This is a genomic window from Phyllobacterium sp. P5_D12 (genome assembly GCF_054049495.1).
The window spans coordinates 1-18,587 of record NZ_JBFUMG010000015.1 but is presented as its reverse complement, the minus strand read 5'-3'; the positions used below and the strand labels follow the sequence as shown (position 1 = coordinate 18,587).

15 protein-coding genes are annotated in these 18,587 nt (G+C 58.8%); 9 read left to right on the top strand and 6 right to left on the bottom strand.

The annotated features are described in order from the left end of the window. Positions 1-49: 49 nt before the first annotated feature. The 4 genes from ACXJ5O_RS02485 (at position 50) to purH (ending at position 6,049) form a co-directional block, all read left to right on the top strand. Entirely contained in the window at positions 50-1,759 is a 1,710-nt protein-coding gene (locus ACXJ5O_RS02485) for a heparinase II/III family protein (RefSeq protein WP_457298501.1), read from the top strand. A gap of 142 nt (positions 1,760-1,901) precedes the next feature. Further along, on the top strand, positions 1,902-2,954 hold the full coding sequence (locus ACXJ5O_RS02480) for an aldo/keto reductase (protein ID WP_457298500.1): 1,053 nt from the start codon (positions 1,902-1,904) through the stop codon (positions 2,952-2,954). A gap of 42 nt (positions 2,955-2,996) precedes the next feature. Beyond that, entirely contained in the window at positions 2,997-4,220 is a 1,224-nt protein-coding gene (locus ACXJ5O_RS02475; protein ID WP_457298499.1) for an MFS transporter, read from the top strand. Between the two features lie 212 nt (positions 4,221-4,432). Further along, complete coding sequence (gene purH, locus ACXJ5O_RS02470) at positions 4,433-6,049, top strand: bifunctional phosphoribosylaminoimidazolecarboxamide formyltransferase/IMP cyclohydrolase (protein WP_457298498.1); 1,617 nt, start codon at positions 4,433-4,435, stop codon at positions 6,047-6,049. On the opposite strand, the gene ACXJ5O_RS02465 is transcribed toward purH, so the two are convergent. The 5 genes from ACXJ5O_RS02465 to ACXJ5O_RS02445 form a co-directional block, all read right to left on the bottom strand. After that, a complete protein-coding gene (locus ACXJ5O_RS02465) occupies positions 6,039-7,397 on the bottom strand; it encodes an MFS transporter (protein WP_457298497.1) in 1,359 nt (452 codons plus the stop codon). The genes purH and ACXJ5O_RS02465 overlap by 11 nt on opposite strands. Positions 7,398-7,429: 32 nt before the next feature. Continuing rightward, positions 7,430-12,217 carry an NAD-glutamate dehydrogenase gene (locus ACXJ5O_RS02460; RefSeq protein ID WP_457298496.1) on the bottom strand — a complete coding sequence of 1,596 codons (4,788 nt, stop codon included), beginning with the start codon at positions 12,215-12,217 and terminating at the stop codon, positions 7,430-7,432. A gap of 109 nt (positions 12,218-12,326) precedes the next feature. After that, positions 12,327-12,965: a TPM domain-containing protein gene (locus ACXJ5O_RS02455; protein WP_457298495.1), complete on the bottom strand. Its 639-nt coding sequence runs from the start codon at positions 12,963-12,965 to the stop codon at positions 12,327-12,329. Positions 12,966-12,968: 3 nt separating this feature from the next. Then, positions 12,969-13,868, bottom strand: a complete 900-nt coding sequence (locus tag ACXJ5O_RS02450) for a TPM domain-containing protein (RefSeq protein WP_457298494.1) — start codon at positions 13,866-13,868, stop codon at positions 12,969-12,971. A gap of 100 nt (positions 13,869-13,968) precedes the next feature. Next, positions 13,969-14,583 (bottom strand): LemA family protein, encoded by a 615-nt coding sequence (locus tag ACXJ5O_RS02445; RefSeq protein WP_457298493.1) that lies wholly within the window; start codon positions 14,581-14,583, stop codon positions 13,969-13,971. Between the two features lie 127 nt (positions 14,584-14,710). Between ACXJ5O_RS02445 and ACXJ5O_RS02440 the strand changes: the two genes are divergently transcribed. The 4 genes from ACXJ5O_RS02440 to ACXJ5O_RS02425 are packed head-to-tail and all read left to right on the top strand — an operon-like array spanning position 14,711 to position 17,022. Further along, positions 14,711-14,953 carry a hypothetical protein gene (locus ACXJ5O_RS02440; RefSeq protein WP_457298492.1) on the top strand — a complete coding sequence of 81 codons (243 nt, stop codon included), beginning with the start codon at positions 14,711-14,713 and terminating at the stop codon, positions 14,951-14,953. Positions 14,954-14,993: 40 nt separating this feature from the next. Beyond that, on the top strand, positions 14,994-15,878 hold the full coding sequence (pdxY, locus tag ACXJ5O_RS02435) for a pyridoxal kinase PdxY (RefSeq protein WP_457298491.1): 885 nt from the start codon (positions 14,994-14,996) through the stop codon (positions 15,876-15,878). Between the two features lie 48 nt (positions 15,879-15,926). After that, on the top strand, positions 15,927-16,598 hold the full coding sequence (locus ACXJ5O_RS02430) for a carbonic anhydrase (RefSeq protein WP_457298490.1): 672 nt from the start codon (positions 15,927-15,929) through the stop codon (positions 16,596-16,598). 13 nt (positions 16,599-16,611) lie between these two features. Beyond that, the gene (locus tag ACXJ5O_RS02425) at positions 16,612-17,022 is read left to right on the top strand and encodes a DUF4440 domain-containing protein (protein ID WP_457298489.1); all 411 of its coding nucleotides are present in this window, start codon (positions 16,612-16,614) and stop codon (positions 17,020-17,022) included. A 53-nt stretch (positions 17,023-17,075) separates the two neighbouring features. Here ACXJ5O_RS02425 and ACXJ5O_RS02420 read toward each other — a convergent pair whose 3' ends face one another. Beyond that, entirely contained in the window at positions 17,076-17,897 is an 822-nt protein-coding gene (locus tag ACXJ5O_RS02420) for a lytic murein transglycosylase (protein ID WP_457298488.1), read from the bottom strand. Positions 17,898-18,240: 343 nt separating this feature from the next. Between ACXJ5O_RS02420 and ACXJ5O_RS02415 the strand changes: the two genes are divergently transcribed. Next, a complete protein-coding gene (locus tag ACXJ5O_RS02415) occupies positions 18,241-18,516 on the top strand; it encodes a BrnT family toxin (protein ID WP_457298487.1) in 276 nt (91 codons plus the stop codon). The last annotated feature ends 71 nt before the right edge of the window (positions 18,517-18,587 follow it).

Below are 18,587 nucleotides of genomic sequence, written 5' to 3'. Positions count from 1 at the left end.
TTCTGCTCCATAGTCGGCGTTTGTCGAGGCGATTCGAAGCAATAATAATATGGTCGCGCTGAGCGAAACACCGCAACTGTGGGGACTGGCAACAGCGCAACTTTGGCGCCGTTTCCGCAGGCGTGTGCGAATGGGGCCCCTGTACCGCTGGCGGTTCACCGGTTTTACGCCCGAACGCGTCCTCATTGCCCCGCAAGATCTTCGCCCCGCAGATCCACAGCTGGCGGAAGAGTTCTACCATGGCCGTTTCGCCCTCGCCGGCAGGGTCGTCGAGACGGGCGGGCGCTCGCCGTTCCTGATTGAACCACCCAATGCCGCGTGGCAGGCGGCCCTGCATAATTTTGGCTGGCTACGCCACCTGCGCGCCGCAGGCACAGATCTTGCCACCGCCAACGCGCGGGCGCTGCTCGGCGACTGGATCACTACTCACGGCCGGTCGATTTCAGGACCCGCCTGGCAGCCCGAAGTCACTGCCCAGCGCATCATCGCCTGGCTGCAGCATTCGAGCCTCATCCTCGCCGGCACGGATCTCCGCTCGTACCGCCAGTTCATGCGCTCCCTCGCCATGCAGGTGCGTTATTTGCGAACCATGGCCGCCGTCATGGATGATGGCGAGGAGAAGCTGCGTGCGCGCATTGCTCTCGCGCTCGCTGTATTGGCCTTGCCCGTAACGTCCAGTACCAGCCGGTCGGCCCGGCGCAACCTCGAGTTCGAACTCGTACGGCAGATCTTGCCGGATGGCGGCCACATCTCACGCAACCCGTTGACGATCCTTGAACTGCTCGCCGATCTTCTGCCCTTGCGCCAGACCTATGCGAGCGGCCAGGAAGCGCCGCCGAAGGCATTGATCGAAGCCATCGAACGCATGCTGCCCGCGCTGCGATTCTTTCGTCATCACGACGGCAGTCTTGCTTTGTTCAACGGCGTCGGCGCGACCATGCCGGAGCGGGTAATCGCAGTGCTGCGCCATGACGATATTGGCGGCCTGCCGCTCACCCATGCGCCGCATTCGGGCTATGAACGGCTATCTATGGATTCCACAACGATCATCGCCGATACAGGTCTCGCACCGCCTGTGACCGCCTCCCGTGATGCCCATGCCGGCTGCCTTTCCTTCGAAATGTCCTCTGGGCGCAATCGTTATATCGTCAACGCCGGCGTCGATCGCTACGGCCCGCCGGAATTTCGCCCCCTGGCGCGTTCCACTGCCGCCCATTCGACAGCCACGATCAACGACACGTCCTCCTGCCGGTTCAGCTCCACGTCGGGACTGTCGACGATGATCGGTACGCCGATTATCGCTGGTCCGACGAAGGTCAATATTGAGCGGATCGAACGCGAAGGCGCAGTCGGATTCGTCGCCAATCACAATGGTTATGTCCGGCCCTTTGGCATCTATCACGAACGCCAGATTGTCCTGTCGCACAATGGCAGCGTCATCGAGGGCATAGACAGTTTCTTCGCTTCCGGGCGTAATCCGCTCCGTGACACGGGTGCAGAGGATGTTGTCATCCGTTTCCATCTGCACCCATCAGTCAACATCACAGTCGATGAGCATGGCCTGATCATCCTGCAAGCGGAGAATGACGATATCTGGATGTTTTCGGCGACGGTCCAGCCCTTTGTCGAGGACTCGCTGTTCTTCGCCGGGTTCCGGGGACCGGTCAAGACCCGCCAGATCACGCTTTCGGTCAATGCCGCCCAGCGCCCGGAAGTCGAATGGCAGTTCACCCGCACGACCCTCGGGGTTTACGGATAACATAACATTCCGCCCGATCACCAATCTGTGTTTCAGCTTCGGGGGCGACATCCGGCCTTATGGCTTGTATAGAGTTGCATCGTTGCGCTCGCTCGCCGGGCTTGCACCTCTGTCATCATTATAGTCACCAGGAGTCTTCACCATGGAGTATCGTCAACTTGGCCGCTCCGGCCTCAAAGTATCCGCGCTCAGCCTCGGCACGATGACCTTTGGCGGCAAAGGCAATTTCGCCAAGACCGGTGACACTGACCTGGAAGGCGCCAAGCGCCAGATCGGCATGGCTCTCGATGCCGGAATCAATCTTATCGACACGGCTGACATTTATTCGACCGGCGCTTCCGAGGAGATCGTCGGACAGGCCCTCAAGGGCAAGCGCGACAGCGTCCTCGTCGCCACCAAGGCAAGGTTCCGCATGGGCGAGGAAATCAACGACGCCGGCCTGTCGCGCTACCATTTGATCCGCGCTGCAGAGGCCACCCTGAAACGCCTCGGCACTGATCACATCGACCTCTACCAGTTGCATCAGTGGGACGGTTTGACACCGCTGGACGAAACGCTGGAGGCGCTCGATACCCTCGTGCGCTCGGGCAAGGTACGTTACGTCGGCGTTTCGAATTTCTCAGGTTGGCAGCTGATGAAGGCCATGGGCGTCGCGGCACTGGAGAAATTCATCGCACCTGTCAGCCAGCAGATCCATTACAGCCTTGAGGCCCGCGAAGCCGAATATGAACTGATTCCTGCGACGCTCGATCAAGGCCTCGGAGTACTGGTGTGGAGTCCCCTGGCCGGTGGACTCCTGTCCGGTAAATATCGCCGCAACAAGGCAACACCGGAAGGTACGCGTCAGCTTGCCAATTGGGGCGAGCCGCCGATCCGGGATGAGGAGCGGCTTTACGACATCATTGAAGTTTTGGCCGGCATTGCCGAAGCGCGCAATATTTCTGCGGCGCAGATTGCGCTTTCCTGGCTCCTCGGGCGCAAGGGCGTGACGTCGATCATCGTTGGCGCTCGCACGGACGCCCAGCTTGCGGATAATCTCAAGGCTGCCGACGTGATTCTGAGCCCTAAAGAACGCGCCAGCCTCGATAAGGTCAGCCAGTTGCCGCTGATTTATCCCTACTGGCATCAGGCCCGGACCGCGTCCGACCGGCTTTCGGCCGCCGATCTTTCCCTTATCCAACCTCATCTGAAATAACGAAAAGCCGGGGGTGGGAGGACCGCCGGCAGCGAGAACCTGATGGCCTATTCCCGAGATACCGTACTACCACAACCTGAAGCTGCCGAGATCGCAGCCGAAATGCCGGGGCTTTCCCCGGCATTGACCTTTTTGTTCGCGTTCGCCTGCGGAGCGATGGTCGGTAATATCTACTATGCGCAAGCGCTTATCGGTCTCATCAGCACCGATCTCGATATGCATGGCGGTATGGCCGGTTTTATCGTTACGGTGACACAACTCGGCTATGGTGCCGGACTGCTGTTCCTGGTTTCGTTGGCCGATTTGGTCGAAAATCGTCGTTTGGTTCTACTGACGCTCGCTGGCACTGCACTTGGCCTCGCCGGAGCAGCTCTGTCCGGCTCGGCAATGACCTTTCTCTTGTCCTCCTTCGCCATTGGTTTCTTCGCCTGTGGTGCGCAGGTTCTCGTGCCTTTCGCTTCCCATCTGGTTCCCGCCGCTTCGCGCGGCCGCACCATTGGCAATGTCATGGCCGGGCTCTTGACCGGCATCATGCTGGCGCGACCGCTGGCAAATCTGGTCGCTTCCGAGTTCGGATGGCGGGCGATCTTCTGGATTTCGGCAGCGGCAATGCTCGCCGTACTTGTACTCCTGCGTGCCGCGCTACCACAACGCCAGCCGCATGGCAGCATGCGCTATGGCGCTATCCTCAAATCGATGTGGCATCTGCTTGTCACCACGCCGGCTCTGCAGCGCCGCGCTCTTTATCAGGGCATCATCTTCGCGAGTTTCAATCTGTTCTGGACCGGCATACCGCTGCTTTTGACCGACATTTTTGGCTACAGCCAACGCCAGATCGCCCTGTTCGCCCTGGCGGGTGCAGCCGGCGCTCTCGCCGCGCCCGTCGCTGGCCGTCTCGCAGACCGTGGCTACACAAGACAGGGCACTGCCACCGCCATGATCACGCTTACGATCTGGTTTTTGATTGCGGGCTGGGCCGGAACTGCCATCTCGATCGCAGCGCTCGTCCTTGCGGCGATCTTCATCGACAGCGCCGTTCAAACCAACCAGATACTTAGCCAGCGCATTATCTTCTCGCTCAATGATCAGGCGCGCGGCCGCCTCAATGCGATCTATATGACCATTGTTTTCCTGCTTGGTTCGGCAGGGTCGGCGCTTGCTGCCGCCACCTACTACTATGGTGGCTGGTGGGTTACCTCGCTGGCGGGGGCGGGGCTTGGTCTTCTCGTCCTGCTGGCGTTCACCACAGAACCACGCTCCCAGTAGTGAATCGCCGCATGGCGCTCAAAAAAGTAGGATTTCCTGCCTCCCTGTGCTAGGGCCCGTTGAGATTCAGGTCGGGGCGAGGCGAAAATGGTGGTTTCCGAGCACCGGAGCGCAGCGTACATTATGGTACGTGAGCACCGGAGCGCAGAAAAGCGCCATTTGCAGGCCGCCATGGCGTGAATCTTTCAGTCAAAGTTTGAGGACGTACACCCATGGCCGTCGCCGCCAAATCCTTTCCTGCTCCAAACCTTTATCCCGTGAAGCGGGCCCTTCTTTCCGTTTCGGACAAGGCAGGCCTTACCGCGCTGGCTCACGCGCTGCATCGCCACGGTGTTGAAATCCTCTCCACCGGCGGTACCTCGAAGGCGATAGCCGCCGAGGGCATTCCGGTCCGCGACGTCGCCGACATCACCGGCTTTCCGGAAATCATGGATGGCCGCGTCAAGACCTTGCATCCGAAAGTGCATGGCGGGCTTTTAGCAGTGCGGGACGATCCGGAACATACGGCGGCTATGAAGGCGCATGATATCGGCGCCATCGATCTCGTCGTCATCAACCTCTATCCATTTGAAGAAGTCCGTCATTCCGGCGCCGATTACGCGAATATCGTCGAGAATATCGACATTGGCGGTCCGGCCATGATCCGCGCAGCAGCCAAGAACCACGCCTATGTCGGTGTCGTTACCGATACCGGCGACTACGACATGGTCATTGCCATGCTCGACAAGCATGAGGGCTCGCTGCCCTATTCGTTCCGCCAGAGCCTTGCTGCCAAGGCCTATGCCCGCACCGCCACCTATGACGCAGCTATTTCCGGCTGGTTTGCCGAAGCCCTGATGACGGAAACGCCATCGCGCCGCGCTATCGGCGGCCATCTGCATTCGGTCATGCGCTATGGGGAGAATCCGCACCAGTCCGCTGGGTTCTACCTTACCGGTGAAAAGCGACCAGGCGTCGCCACGGCTACGCAGCTGCAGGGTAAGCAGCTTTCCTACAACAACATCAACGACACGGACGCCGCCTTCGAGCTTGTTGCCGAGTTTGACCCGGCGCGCACATCCGCCGTCGCCATCATCAAGCACGCCAATCCCTGCGGCGTCGCGGAAGGCGCGACCTTGAAGGAAGCCTATCTGAAGGCCCTCGCCTGCGACCCGGTTTCGGCCTTCGGCGGCATCGTCGCGCTCAACAAGGCACTCGACGCCGAAGCCGCGACGGAAATCGTCAAGACCTTCACCGAAGTCATCATCGCGCCCGATGCGACACCGGAAGCGCAGGCAATCGTTGCCGCCAAGAAGAACCTCCGGCTGCTGGTCACCGGCGGCCTGCCTGACCCGCGCGCCGGGGGCATCAGCGCCAAGACCGTTGCCGGGGGAATCCTCGTCCAGTCGCGCGACAGCGGTGTTGTCGATGATCTCGAACTCACGGTCGTCACCAAGCGCGCTCCAACCGACGCGGAAATGTCCGATCTCAAGCTTGCCTTCCGCATCGCCAAGCACGTGAAATCCAATGCCATCGTCTACGTGAAGGATGGCGCGGCTGTTGGCATCGGTGCCGGGCAGATGAGCCGGGTCGACAGCGCTCGCATTGCGGCGCGCAAGGCCGAGGATGCCGCCGAAGCAGCAGGAAGTGCGACGCCCTTGACCAAGGGCTCCGTGGTCGCCTCTGACGCGTTCTTCCCCTTCGCCGACGGCCTGCTGTCAGCTGTCGCCGCCGGCGCCACCGCCGTGATTCAGCCCGGCGGGTCGATGCGCGATGACGAAGTGATCGCCGCCGCCGACGAGCATGGTATCGCCATGGTCTTCACCGGCATGCGCCATTTCAGGCACTGATTTTTGCAGCCGGATAGGGTGTCCTCAAGAGGATCGCCAGTCCGGCCAGCAAGAAGAATATGATCATCGCCATGCCAAAGCGTGGCGATCCGCTGACCGCTGTCACAGTTGCGACCAGGAAGGGCGCGAGAAAACTCGTCGCCCGTCCGGACAGCGCGTAGATGCCGAAATAGCGCCCGGCCTCATCGGACGAAATGCTGCGCGCCATGTAGGAACGCGACGAAGCCTGCACCGGCCCAAACGCAATGCCGATGAGCAGTCCGAAGCCAATATAGGCTTTTTCCGCAGGCGTACCGAACAGACCTCCACTATCGGCACCCGGCAATTGGACAAGGCTAAACAGCGTATAGCCCGGGCCGGTCGAGACGATGCCGATCGTCGCGATGGTCAGCAACACCAGCGAGATCACCACCACGACCTTTGACCCGAGCATGGTGTCGAGCTTGCTGGCGGCAAGACAGCCGAAAATGGCGACCACGTTCAGTATGATGCCAAAAATCCCGATCTCTGCCGTGGCCCAGCCGAACATTGTCGCCGCGAAGGCTCCGCCCAACGCGATCAACGCATTCACGCCGTCCTGATAGATCATGCGCCCGACGAGAAAGCGGAAAAGCCCCGGCCGCTTCCGTACCTCGCTTAAGGTAGACTTGAGTTCGGCAAGTCCGACCCGCACTGCCGGACCAGCTGCCAGGCCTCTCGCACCATCCGGCGTGAACAGGAACATCGGCAGGATGAAGACGAAATACCATAGCGCCGACAATGGCGCCGTCGCGCGATCACCCTCGCCCGTCGCCGGATCGAGCCCGAAGATCGGCGCAAGGCCGAGCATGGTCTTGGCGGTTTGCGGCGACGCGGCCATAAATGCCACGACGAAGATCAAGACGATCATGCCGCCGAGATAACCGAGACCCCAGGCCATGTTGGATATGCGGCCGATATCTTTTGGCGCCACCAGCCGCGGCATCATCGAATCGTTGAAGACGATGGAAAACTCCGCCGCTATCGACGCCAGCGAAAAGAACATCAACGGGACAATCAGGCCTGAGCCCGGCGCCGCAAACCACAGCATGATCAGCGAGAATATCTTGATGATGGCGAAGAAACCCATCCACGGTTTGCGCCGTCCCGTCTGGTCGGCGATCGATCCGAGCACCGGCGAGAGCACGGCAATGAAGAGCCCCGAAATGGCAATTCCATAACCCCACGCCGCCTGGCCGACGGCAGGATCGCTCGCCATGCGCGAAACGAAATACGGTCCGAAGATAAACGTCGTGACGACCGTGAAGAATGGCTGCGCCGCCCAGTCGAAGAGCATCCAACCCCAGATGCCCCTTCTCGATGCAGCCATTACGCTATCCCTTGCCCATCAAGCCCAACTGCCTATGACAGATCGGAAAGCAATCCGGCGGCCACCGCAAGCCGGGAGACGGTCAAATCGCCCGTTTCCACAATATTCGCCATGCGCTGCCGCACCTCGTCGACACGTGCGCCCCGGCTCATCAGCCAGTCTTTTGCCGGTTCGGCCTGCTTGCCATATTTGCTCAGTGCCGCCACGGCGATACCGCGCCGCGCCTGACTGATCAGGTCGGTGGCACGGGCAAGCGCCAGTCCGTCATAATAATCGGCGATGGAAACGCCGCGCGCCGCATCCTCGATACGTCCGATACGGAATGCTTCGGATATGTCGAAATAGGCCCGCGCCGCGCTGGCAATGTCGATATTGGCCTGCTGGGCCACGGCGGCGATATCCGGGATGATCGGCGCTATCTCCAGCCGCGCCAACTGCGCGGCAAGGGCCGGAGGCGCACCGAGAGCAGCGTTGCTGGCGGTATCTTCGCGAATCAGCCCGATCATCGATGCAGGCAGCAGCTTGTCGAGGCGTGGCTGCAGCGCATCGCGGGCCGTTTTGATCTCCGCGATCGCAGCACCGAGGCCAACGGCGCCGGTGTGGTTACGCAGCACCCAGGCTGTCGTCCAGTTCAGCATCTGGGCGACGTTGGCATAGAAACCGTTTTGGGTTCCACCTGGTACTGCATTGTCCAGCGCGTCGATCCCTGCGAACACCTCATCCAGCTCAAAGCCGTCTCGCACGATCACGTAGGCGCGAACGATCTCCGGGCCGGATTGGCCGGTAAGGTCCGCCAGACGGCTCACGAAAGTCGGCCCGCCACGATTGATGACATCATTGGCAAGCTGCGTCGCGATGATTTCCCGGCGCAGGCGATGCGTGCGGATCTCGTCGCCGAGGCCCTCCTTCATCTGAACCGGGAAATAGTCCATCAACTCGCGTTCGAGATAGGGATCGTCCGGCAAATCGCTTGCCAGGAGCTGGTCCAAAAGGACAATCTTGGAATAGGCAAGAAGCACGCCGAGTTCGGCACGCGTCAATGGAATGCCTTCGACCTGCCGCTCTGCCATCGCCTTGTCGTCGGGCAGCGTCTCCACCTTGCGGTTAAGGAGTTTTCTTGTCTCGAGATCGTTGATGAAGCGCGCCTGATAGGCAAGGTCGGCGAGGCCGCGCCGCTGCGCCAGCGATAGTGCCAGTGTCTGCAAATAATTGTTGCGCAGAACCAGATCGCCGACCTCTTCGGTCATCGATTCCAGCAGCTTGTTGCGCTTGTCACGTTGCAATTTGCCAGCGCGCATGGCCTGTGCCAGAGCGATCTTGATATTGACCTCGACGTCGGACGTGTTGACGCCGGCCGAATTGTCGATCGCATCGGAATTGCAGCGCCCGCCGAGCAGGCCGAACTCGATGCGCGCCTTCTGTGTGACGCCAAGATTGGCGCCTTCGCCGATGACTTTCGCCCGGACATCGCTGCCGGTGATGCGGATGGCATCATTGGCGCGGTCACCCGCTTCCGCGTCGCTCTCCAGCGACGAGCGGACATAGGTGCCGATGCCGCCGAACCACAGGAGGTCGACTGGCGCTTTCAGGATCGCTGTCATGATCTCGTACGGCGTTGCCGTGGTCTTGGCGAGGCCGATAGCCTTTGCGGCTTCCTTCGACAGGGTGATCGACTTTTGCGAGCGCGAGAAAACACCGCCGCCCGCCGAAATCTTGCTCTTGTCGAAATCCTGCCAGCTGGAGCGCGGCAGATTGAACAGCCGCTGGCGTTCCTTCAGCGTCGCTTTCGCATCCGGCTCCGGATCGATGAAAATATCGCGGTGGTCAAAGGCAGCGATCAATTTCGTTTGCGGCGATAGCAGCATGCCATTGCCGAAGACGTCGCCCGACATATCGCCGACGCCAACCACAGTGAATGGCATTTTCTGGATGTCGGTGCCGATCTCGCGGAAATGGCGCTTCACCGCTTCCCATGCGCCGCGCGCGGTAATGCCCATCTTCTTGTGATCGTAGCCCGCGGAACCACCCGAAGCGAAGGCATCGTCCAGCCAGAAATCATGTGCCTGGCTGATCGCATTGGCCGTGTCGGAAAACGTCGCCGTGCCCTTGTCGGCAGCGACAACGAAATAAGGATCGTCGCCGTCGAGGCGGATCACGTTTTGCGGCGGGACAACCGTCTCGCCTTCCAGATTGTCGGTTACCGAAAGCAGCGTCGCGATGAAGGTAATATAGGCCGCGCGGCCCGCCTCGAAGATGGCGTTGCGATCGGTGCCGGTCGGAAGGCGTTTCGGGAAGAAACCGCCCTTAGCGCCAACGGGAACGATGACTGCGTTCTTCACCTGCTGCGCTTTCACCAGACCCAGCACTTCCGTGCGGTAGTCCTGTGCACGGTCCGACCAGCGCAAGCCGCCACGTGCGACTGGACCAAAGCGGAGATGCACACCCTCGACCTCCGGCCCATAGACGAAAATTTCGCGGTAAGGCCGCGGCTCCGGCAGTTCATCCAGTGATCGCGGATCGAGCTTGAAGGCGAGCGTCACGCGTTCGCCGCCGCCTTCTTCCGGCGCAAAGGCATTGGTGCGCAGGGTCGACTCGATGAGATTGAGGAAACGGCGCAGGATGCGGTCATCGTCGAGGCTCGGAACGCCCTGCAGTGCTTCCTCGATTTGAGAGCGTAGCGTCGTCTGTTTGCGTTGCGACTGCGCACCGGCCCTCACAGGATTGAGCCGCTGATCGAACAGATTGAATATCTGTCTGGCGATCGCCGGATAGCGGTTAAGCGTCGCCGCGATGAAATCCTGCGAATAGGGAATGCCTGCCTGCTGAAGATAACGGCCATAAGCGCGCAGGATGATGATTTGCCGTGCGGTCAACTGCCCGGTAAGGGCGAGCGCGTTATAGCCGTCATTGTCCGACGCACCATTCCAGATGGAGCGGAAGACGTCTTCGAAAAGAGCGCCATCATCGGCCAGATCGATCGCCGAATCCGAGGCGCTGATGAGCTCCATGTCATGCACAAAAAGCGGGCTGCCGTCGGCCGCAGGCAACTGGAATGTCTGCTCGCTGATAACGCGAAAGCCCATATTCTCCAGCAAGGGAACACGCTGTGAGAGGGCAACCGCCGAGCCGTAATGATAGATCTTCAACGAAGCGGCATTGGGACCGTCGGTGCGATGCCGATAGAAATCGACGTAGAGCGGATTGTTGCGTGAAAGACCGGCAATGCGACTGGCATCGACCAGCGCCTCGTCGGGCGAAAAGTTTTCACGATAGGAATCCGGAAAGGCCGCAGCAAGAGCAGTGAATTCGGCGGTTCCACGACGATCTCCGACCTCGGCAACAGCATCTTCCCAGGTACGGACGATGGAGCGAACAGTTTCTTCCAGCGCCTCACGTTTGACCTTGGGAAACTGGTCCTCGGCATGGCCGACGATAAAATGCACGCGGGCAAGCCCACCCTCGGGAAATGCCGGATAGTAAGCCGACACATGCCCCTCATACACTTTGGCGAGGTGCGAGCCAATCTTCTCCCGCACGATTGAGTCATAACGCTCGCGCGGCACGAAGACGATGATCGAAGCGAACCGGCCGAAAGGATCGATCCGCGGCAGGACACGCACGCGGGGCCTCTCGCCAAGCGCCAATATGATCTCGGCATACCGGGTCAGCGTCTTGACGTCGATCTGGAAAAGATCATCACGCGGGTAACCCTCGAGCACCTTGATGAGTTGCTTTCCAGAATGATCTTCGAGGTTGAAGCCAAGCCGATGGATCACAGCCTCGGTTTTCGAGCGCAGATAGGGGATTTTAAGCACAGAACGCGTATAGGCGCCGGACGTGAACAACCCGACGAAACGCAATTCGCCGGTAACTTTGCCCTCCGCATCGAACGTCTTCACGCCGATGTAATCCATATAGCCGCGACGGTGCACCAGTGATTTTGTATTGGCCTTGGTGACGATCAGAGGCTCGGGACCAGTGAGAAAGGCAATGATCTGCGGGGTTGTCGTCACACCCTGGTTGCCGCGCTTCAAGACACGCACATCGGGATCGCTCAATATGCCAAGACCGCGCTTGCCGGAGCGCTCCAGCTCACCCTGACTGTTGTCGCCCTGATAGTCGTACTCACGAACGCCGAGAAAGGTGAAATTATTGTCGCGCAACCATTCGAGAAACTCTGCAGCTTCTTCTGCTRCAGCTTTTTTCATCGGCGTTTTGCCAGTCCTGTAGGCTTCGATCGCCTCGCCTAGACGCGCAACCATGGCTCCGCGATCATTGACGGCTTCGCGTACCTGCTTCAGCACAAGCTCCAGTGCCGCGGTCATGATCTCACGCGATGGCTCATCGAGCGCGGGTACATGAATTTGCATGACACTGACCCGCGCCACATCTTTGCCCGGCTTGTCCGGACCTGCAGTCCCGAGAACGCTGTTCGTGTTTCTGTCGATATCCATAACCGGATGCAACACGAGATAAACCGACGTGACGCGCTCACTGATTTCGCCAAGCACCGAGTCGAGCAGGAAGGGCATGTTGTCGTTGATTAGGGTAATTACCGTCACAGGACGGCCATCGCGGGAGACGATGTGACCTTCGCTGACATCGATGACGGGCCGTCCCGACTTGAATTGCGCCAGCGCATTTTCCGCAAGCTTCGCCGAGGCCGTCAGCGCACCCGCATCGTAGTCGGCAAGGTCTTCTTCCGGTGCCCGGGCAAACAAAAGGTCTTCAAACAACCCCGCTTGTGGCTTCTCTTTCGGGGCTTTCGGTGGTTTTGACTTCGTGGCGACCTTTACGTCCGCTTTATTTTTGGAAGCCATGAAATATTTCCCCCTGGATTATGTATTTGGCGCGATCATAGCCTTTCGAAAGGCTTTTTCGACCCTAAACTGCACGGTCGTAGTGAAAATCGTGTGACACGCAATAATCTTACAATTCGACCAAATGATCATCGAGCTCATTGATGTCATCGACCCCTCTGGGGAAATGTTCTTCCAAGAGTTGACCCGCTTTTCCAATGGCTTTTAGAAAACCATCGGCCAATTCATCTCTGTCCGCATGTTCAGTCAGGATAGCGACAATCCCGTTCCATTCATCCTGATGGACTTTCGCATTGATGCCCGCATCCGCAACCACCTCTGCGTATCGCTCTGCTAGCGAGACGAAAAGGAGGACACCGGTACGTTGCGTGGTGAGATGGACATTTCGTGCGAGAAACTGCTGGATCGCATTGAGATGCGCCCGCTTGTAGCGGATGCGTCGAGGCACGAGCCACATGGTCATACCGGGCAAGAGCCACAGGACCAGCACAGCGGCAAGAAAAGCCGCAAGGATAGCGAGACCGAAGACCGGCAGGGGCAAGGTGAACCAGTACCAGTGAGCCGCCACCGCAACCACGACGGCGGCGAAAAGTATGCCGCAAGCCGCGGTAAATCCTGCCACGTAGAAATAGCTGTCGCTGCGCCGCGCAAGCACCGCATAGATTTCGCCGCTTGTGCGGCTTTCGGCCGCACGTATCGCCTCGGCAATGCGCGCGTGATCGGTTTCATTCAAGGACCCTGAACTCATGGCCTACCAACTCCCCGATGCGCCGCCGCCCCCGGACGAACCGCCCCCGCCGGAAAAGCCGCCGCCACCACCACCCGAAGACCAGCCACCTCCACCGGATGACCAGCCGCCGCCGCCGGAGGACCATCCCCCACCGCCGCGCCCGCTTCTCGAGCCAATGTCAAAGACCATGCCCAGCCACTCATAGCGGCCAGGAGCGATCTTGCGCCCGAAGGACGTAACGACGGCTGGAAGTATGATCCCGCTGAAGAACATGAACAGAAAGATCATGACGAAGATGAGCATTACCCAGTCGACGTCGGAGCTTGGCTCCTGGACATTGCGTTTGGCGCGCGCCTCGAGTTCAGCGGCATCACCGGAAAGGACGGCGAGAATGCCATCGACGCCTTTCGAGATTCCACCCGAATAATCGCCCGAGCGAAAACCCGGTATGACGGCATTTTCGATGATGAGCTTGGACAAAAGGTCGGTCAGCGTGCCTTCGAGGCCATAGCCGACCTCGATACGCACCTTGCGGTCGTTTGGTGCGACGACGAGAAGAACGCCATTATTTTCTTGTTTTTGTCCGAGCGCCCAGGAGCGGTAGAGCCGGTTGGAATAGGGCTCGATCTCCTCGCCATCGAGGCTCGGCACCGTCACCACAACCACCTGATCGGAGGATTTCGCTTCGAACGCCGCCAATTTCTGGGTTATCTGCTCACGTGTTGCCGCATCGATGACGTTCGCGTCATCGACCACACGACCTGTCAGAGCAGGAAGTTCGGCGGCAAATGCGCTGATGAAGAAGAACAGCGCAAACAGACTTATGATGACAAAGAAGTAGCGCTGCCCTGTACCCTCCCCCCTGTGGGGAGGGGCGGAGCGAAGCGACGGGGAGGGGTGTTTTGAAATTCTAAATAACATCGACAGTCCCGGAACTGGCCGTCTAAAAAGGCCCCACCCCAGACCTCCGGTCCGCCCCTCCCCACAAGGGGGAGGGTAAAGGTAGAGCATTCGTCGGGCCCTAGAACTTGACCTGAGGCGTTTGCTTGGCTGAGTCTTCGATTGTAAAGGTCTGATAGGGTTCATTCCCCGTGTACCAGATCCACTTCCAGATCATGGTCGGCATCGTCCTGAGAGAGGTGTTATAGACCCGCACCGACTCGATATAATCCCGGCGCGATACGGCGATACGGTTTTCCGTGCCTTCGAGCTGCGATTGAAGTGCGAGGAAGTTCTGGTTGGATTTCAGGTCAGGGTAGTTTTCGACGACAGCCATCAACCGTGACAGTGCTCCGGTCAACTGTGCCTGGTTCTCTTGAAAAACCTTCATCGCATTGGGATCGGTGAGGGTTTCCGGCGTAACCTGAATGGAGGTCGCCTTGGCCCGCGCCTCAACCACTGATGTCAGCACATCCTTTTCCTGTGCGGCATAACCTTTGACAGTCTCGACGAGGTTGGGAATGAGATCGGCCCGTCGCTGATACTGGTTCAATACCTCGCTCCACGCGGCCTTGGCCTTTTCCTCATTGGTCGGAATCGTGTTGAAGCCGCAGGCTGAAAGCAGCGGTACGAGAAGAAACAGGGCAATGATAGAAAGGGCGCGGCGCGGCGCCGGCAAGCAAGTCGCATGTTGCATTGGAATCCTCTCCCCGAGTACAGATTCACCGCTTCAGAACGAAGCACCACAAACCTAGCCATTTTTTTCTGCAAAAGGAACAGCCAAAGCGCTATGCTAAGCCATTGAACGCAAACAAGGTGTCTTCATGCCTGAACACGATGGAAAGCATCAGTCCGATGCGGAATCCAGACGGATAATCGAACGGATCGATCGCGAATCCGCTTCCGGAGGCATCGTCGGGCGGACCAAGGGCCATTTTTCAGCCGAAGATGCGGATCCGGCCGACTCCATAGAAGTCTGGGGCACACGCATCGGCAGGTTTCTGGGATTGCTTGTCTTGATCGCCATGATTATCTGGGTGATCAGTTCTATAGTCGGCAAGAGTTGAGTCGCGCTCGCTCGCCCGAACTCTCGCACGAGTATTTCCAATGACCAGTTCCATTGCTCCTTCATCCAATGCTGTCATCGTCATTTCCAGCCATGTCGTGCGTGGTTCGGTCGGCAATCGTGCCGCCGTATTCGCGCTTGAAACGCTGGGCCATCCGGTCTGGGCCGTGCCAACCGTCATCTTGCCCTGGCATCCCGGTCATGGACCCGCCAAGCGCATCGTGCCGGAACCGCAGCAATTCGACGACCTGATTGCTGATCTCGAGCGCGCTCCCTGGCTTGGTGAAGTCAGGGGCGTCATGAGCGGTTACCTCGGCAATGCCGCGCAGGCCGCCAGTGTCGCCCGTCTGGTAGAGACCATAAAAACCCGCAACAAGGGCGTGCTCTATCTTTGCGATCCTGTCATCGGCGATGAAAAGGGGCTTTACGTTCCAGAGGCAACCGCAAATGCCATCCGGGACGAATTGATGCCGCTCGCCGATGTTTCAACGCCAAACCGCTTCGAGCTTGCATGGCTGACCGGCGCGGAATTGCCGGACAACAAGGCGGTCATGCAGGCAGCGTTGCACGCAGGGCCCGGTACAATGCTTGTGACCTCGGCGCATCCGATGATTGCTGGCGGCACCGGCAATCTCCTGGTGACGCACTCTCTGGCGCTGCTCGCCGAACACCGCCTCGTCGTCGGCCCGACCAATGGCCTTGGTGACCTTACGTCCGCATTGTTCCTTGCACGCATGCTTGCCGGTCTTGATCTCGAACAGGCGCTGCAACGCACCACAGCCTCGGTTTTCGAGATCATGGCCCGCTCTGCCAAGCGCGGCGCCGATGAACTGATGCTCGAAGCCGACGCATCCAGCCTTTCCACCCCTATGGCGATGACTCAGATGCGGCGATTGGTTCATCCAAGCAAGGGCATCAGGGCATAGCACATTAGACCAATTGATCTTGTCCCGGTTCGGGATTAGAGGAAAAGAATGACCTTGCTTCCCGAGAAACTTCTCACCGGCTATCGCAACTTCATGGCGCATCGTTATGCCAACGAAACGATGCGCTACAAGCAGCTTGCGGACCAGGGGCAGACGCCCGAAACACTGGTCATCGCCTGCTGCGACTCCCGTTCCGCGCCCGAGATCATCTTTGATACGGCACCCGGCGAGATCTTTGTTCTGCGCAACGTCGCCAACCTCGTACCGCCCTATGCGCCGGATGGCGAATATCATTCCACCTCCGCAGCCCTCGAATTTGCGGTGCAGAGCCTGAAAGTCAAGAATATCGTCGTCCTCGGGCACGGCCGCTGCGGTGGCATAAAGGCGGCGCTCGACACGACGAGTGAGCCGTTGTCCCCTGGCGACTTCATCGGCAAGTGGATGAGCCTCGTCGGCCCCGCAGCGGAAGCGGTTTCCGCCAACGAGCTGATGACCCCATTCGAGCGCCAGACTGCGCTGGAGCGCATATCCATTCGCTATTCGCTGAAAAACCTGCGCAGCTTTCCCTGTGTCGATATCCTTGAAAAGAAAGGCCGCCTCACCTTGCATGGCGCCTGGTTCGACATTTCGACCGGTGAACTGTGGATCATGAATCCGGAAACCGGTGACTTCCTTCGCCCCGACCCCGAAGAGGTCGGCCAAGCCACCGCGCTGGAATAGGGGAGACGAGAGAATGGCGCGATTGATATTCATGATCGCCGTCATTCTCCTAACGATGTGTCCTGCCACGGCGGACGACGCGCACAACGCCATCATCGAAAGCTGGTATTCCGCGCTTGGTACCGCCGACCGCGCGGTTTTCGACAGAATTCTGGCCGACGACGCGACGGTCATTCTCGAAGACATCGATACGATTCAGACCAAGGATGAATTTCTGGCCAGCCTCGATGAATGGAAAAGCGCTGTGCGGGGCGCCAGGGTGCGCCATCGTATCGGCGGCGTCGAAGGTGACACAACGACCGTTTTCGTCTGCTATCAATTCCCGGCGAACACCACCTATACGCGCGAGATCTTCAACTTTCGCAGCGGCAGGATCATAGAGAGCGCCCAGAGTTCACTCGGCGAGGCCTGCGAAGGCTTTTAAATATTAAGGCCGGCGCAAGCGCCGGCCAGGAAACATCGTCATCAAAGAACCGATTATTCCCCGTCGATCTTCGCGCCGATAATGGCAATCGCCTGCTGATAGACGGTGGCAGCGTTCCAGCCGGCAATGGCGCCGTAGTTGGCTTGTCCCGGTTGATAGCCTCCACCTGCGCGCCAGCCATGTCCGACCAGAAAATTCGCCGTCGATGCCAGCGCGTCGGCCTTGGAGCGGACCATGTCGATGCGCCCATTGCCGTCGCCGTCCGCGCCGTAGCGAAGAACATTGAGCGGAAGGAACTGCGTCTGACCGATCTCGCCGTGCATTGCGCCGACGGCATTGGGAGCAAGCGTGCCGTTGTCGACAAGCTTCAATGCAGCATTGAGTTGCTCGCGGAAATACTCCGTACGACGGCAGTCATAGGCAAGGGTCGCGACCGCCGAAAGCGTATGCTGATTGCCCATATAACTGCCGAAACCTGTTTCCATGCCCCAGATGGCGATCAACGGGCCAGCCGGAACACCGTAACGCTGCTCGATCCGGTTAAACAGCGCGGCATTCTGTGCTTTCTGCGCGCGTCCCCGCGAAATGATCGTCTGGGCACCACGAACCTGCATGAACTTGTCGAGCGAATATTTGAAACTCTTCTGGTTGCGGTCGGCGTTGATCGTCTTGGTAGCATATTTGACGTTGCCCAGAGCGTTGATGCCTCTGCTGCCGATACCTTGCGCCCCAGCTTGCTGCTGGTAGGACTGGACCCATGCCTCGAATCCGGCGGAATTGTTGCCGCATTGAGCGGCGGCCTGCGCCGCGCCTGCCGTCATAAGAAGCGCTGTCGCTACAGTCGCAAAAAATCTGCCTTTGGCAACGAATGCCATGAAAATCTCCTTAAAGGTTGAATCGTCGTGCTCCTATCTGCCATTTTTCTGTCGTGCTGTCATCTGCAAGAATCGGGCTGTATAGGGTGAAACGGCGCTCATTCTCGGCGTTTCAGGCTCACCATGGGCCCGCACAAGTGGCAAATCGCATGTGTGACCAGCCAATTTCGGGAGCGGCACGGATACAATCCAGGGTTGTTACTCACCAATTGTGCCACCACACTTGCCCTTGAACTAATTGATGAGACGTTTTGATAGGGTTCCGCTGGAGGCCTTTCACAGCTTCAGCTACGCTTGCACTATATTTTTGTATATACAATAATTATTGATCAAAGCGATTTCCATGGATAGATTTGAATGGGACGAAGATAGAGCCAAACGTAATCGGATCAAACATKGCCTGGATTTTGAAGCGGTGCGTCGTTTTGAATTTGACACCGCGATGAGCTGGTTGGCGGATCGGGATATCTATGGCGAGGAGCGGATTATTGCGGTTAGCGCTCTAGGAGATAATATTTACACATTGATTTACACAATTAGAAACGAGGCCATCCGTGTAATTTCTCTGCGCAGAGCGTCACAGAAGGAGATGATCACCTATGTCAGATCAAGAGAATAAGCCACGGGCTACAGCATAAAAAAGAACGCATCGGGACTGGTACAAATGACTGTAACAGAAAGGCAGTATAC

Coding starts and splice junctions, on each gene's coding strand:
- ACXJ5O_RS02485 (WP_457298501.1), top strand. CDS start 50: ATGGTCGCGCTGAGCGAAACACCGCAACTGTGGGGACTGGCAACAGCG.
- ACXJ5O_RS02480 (WP_457298500.1), top strand. CDS start 1,902: ATGGAGTATCGTCAACTTGGCCGCTCCGGCCTCAAAGTATCCGCGCTC.
- ACXJ5O_RS02475 (WP_457298499.1), top strand. CDS start 2,997: ATGGCCTATTCCCGAGATACCGTACTACCACAACCTGAAGCTGCCGAG.
- purH (WP_457298498.1), top strand. CDS start 4,433: ATGGCCGTCGCCGCCAAATCCTTTCCTGCTCCAAACCTTTATCCCGTG.
- ACXJ5O_RS02465 (WP_457298497.1), bottom strand. CDS start 7,397: ATGGCTGCATCGAGAAGGGGCATCTGGGGTTGGATGCTCTTCGACTGG.
- ACXJ5O_RS02455 (WP_457298495.1), bottom strand. CDS start 12,965: ATGAGTTCAGGGTCCTTGAATGAAACCGATCACGCGCGCATTGCCGAG.
- ACXJ5O_RS02450 (WP_457298494.1), bottom strand. CDS start 13,868: ATGTTATTTAGAATTTCAAAACACCCCTCCCCGTCGCTTCGCTCCGCC.
- ACXJ5O_RS02445 (WP_457298493.1), bottom strand. CDS start 14,583: ATGCAACATGCGACTTGCTTGCCGGCGCCGCGCCGCGCCCTTTCTATC.
- ACXJ5O_RS02440 (WP_457298492.1), top strand. CDS start 14,711: ATGCCTGAACACGATGGAAAGCATCAGTCCGATGCGGAATCCAGACGG.
- pdxY (WP_457298491.1), top strand. CDS start 14,994: ATGACCAGTTCCATTGCTCCTTCATCCAATGCTGTCATCGTCATTTCC.
- ACXJ5O_RS02430 (WP_457298490.1), top strand. CDS start 15,927: ATGACCTTGCTTCCCGAGAAACTTCTCACCGGCTATCGCAACTTCATG.
- ACXJ5O_RS02425 (WP_457298489.1), top strand. CDS start 16,612: ATGGCGCGATTGATATTCATGATCGCCGTCATTCTCCTAACGATGTGT.
- ACXJ5O_RS02420 (WP_457298488.1), bottom strand. CDS start 17,897: ATGGCATTCGTTGCCAAAGGCAGATTTTTTGCGACTGTAGCGACAGCG.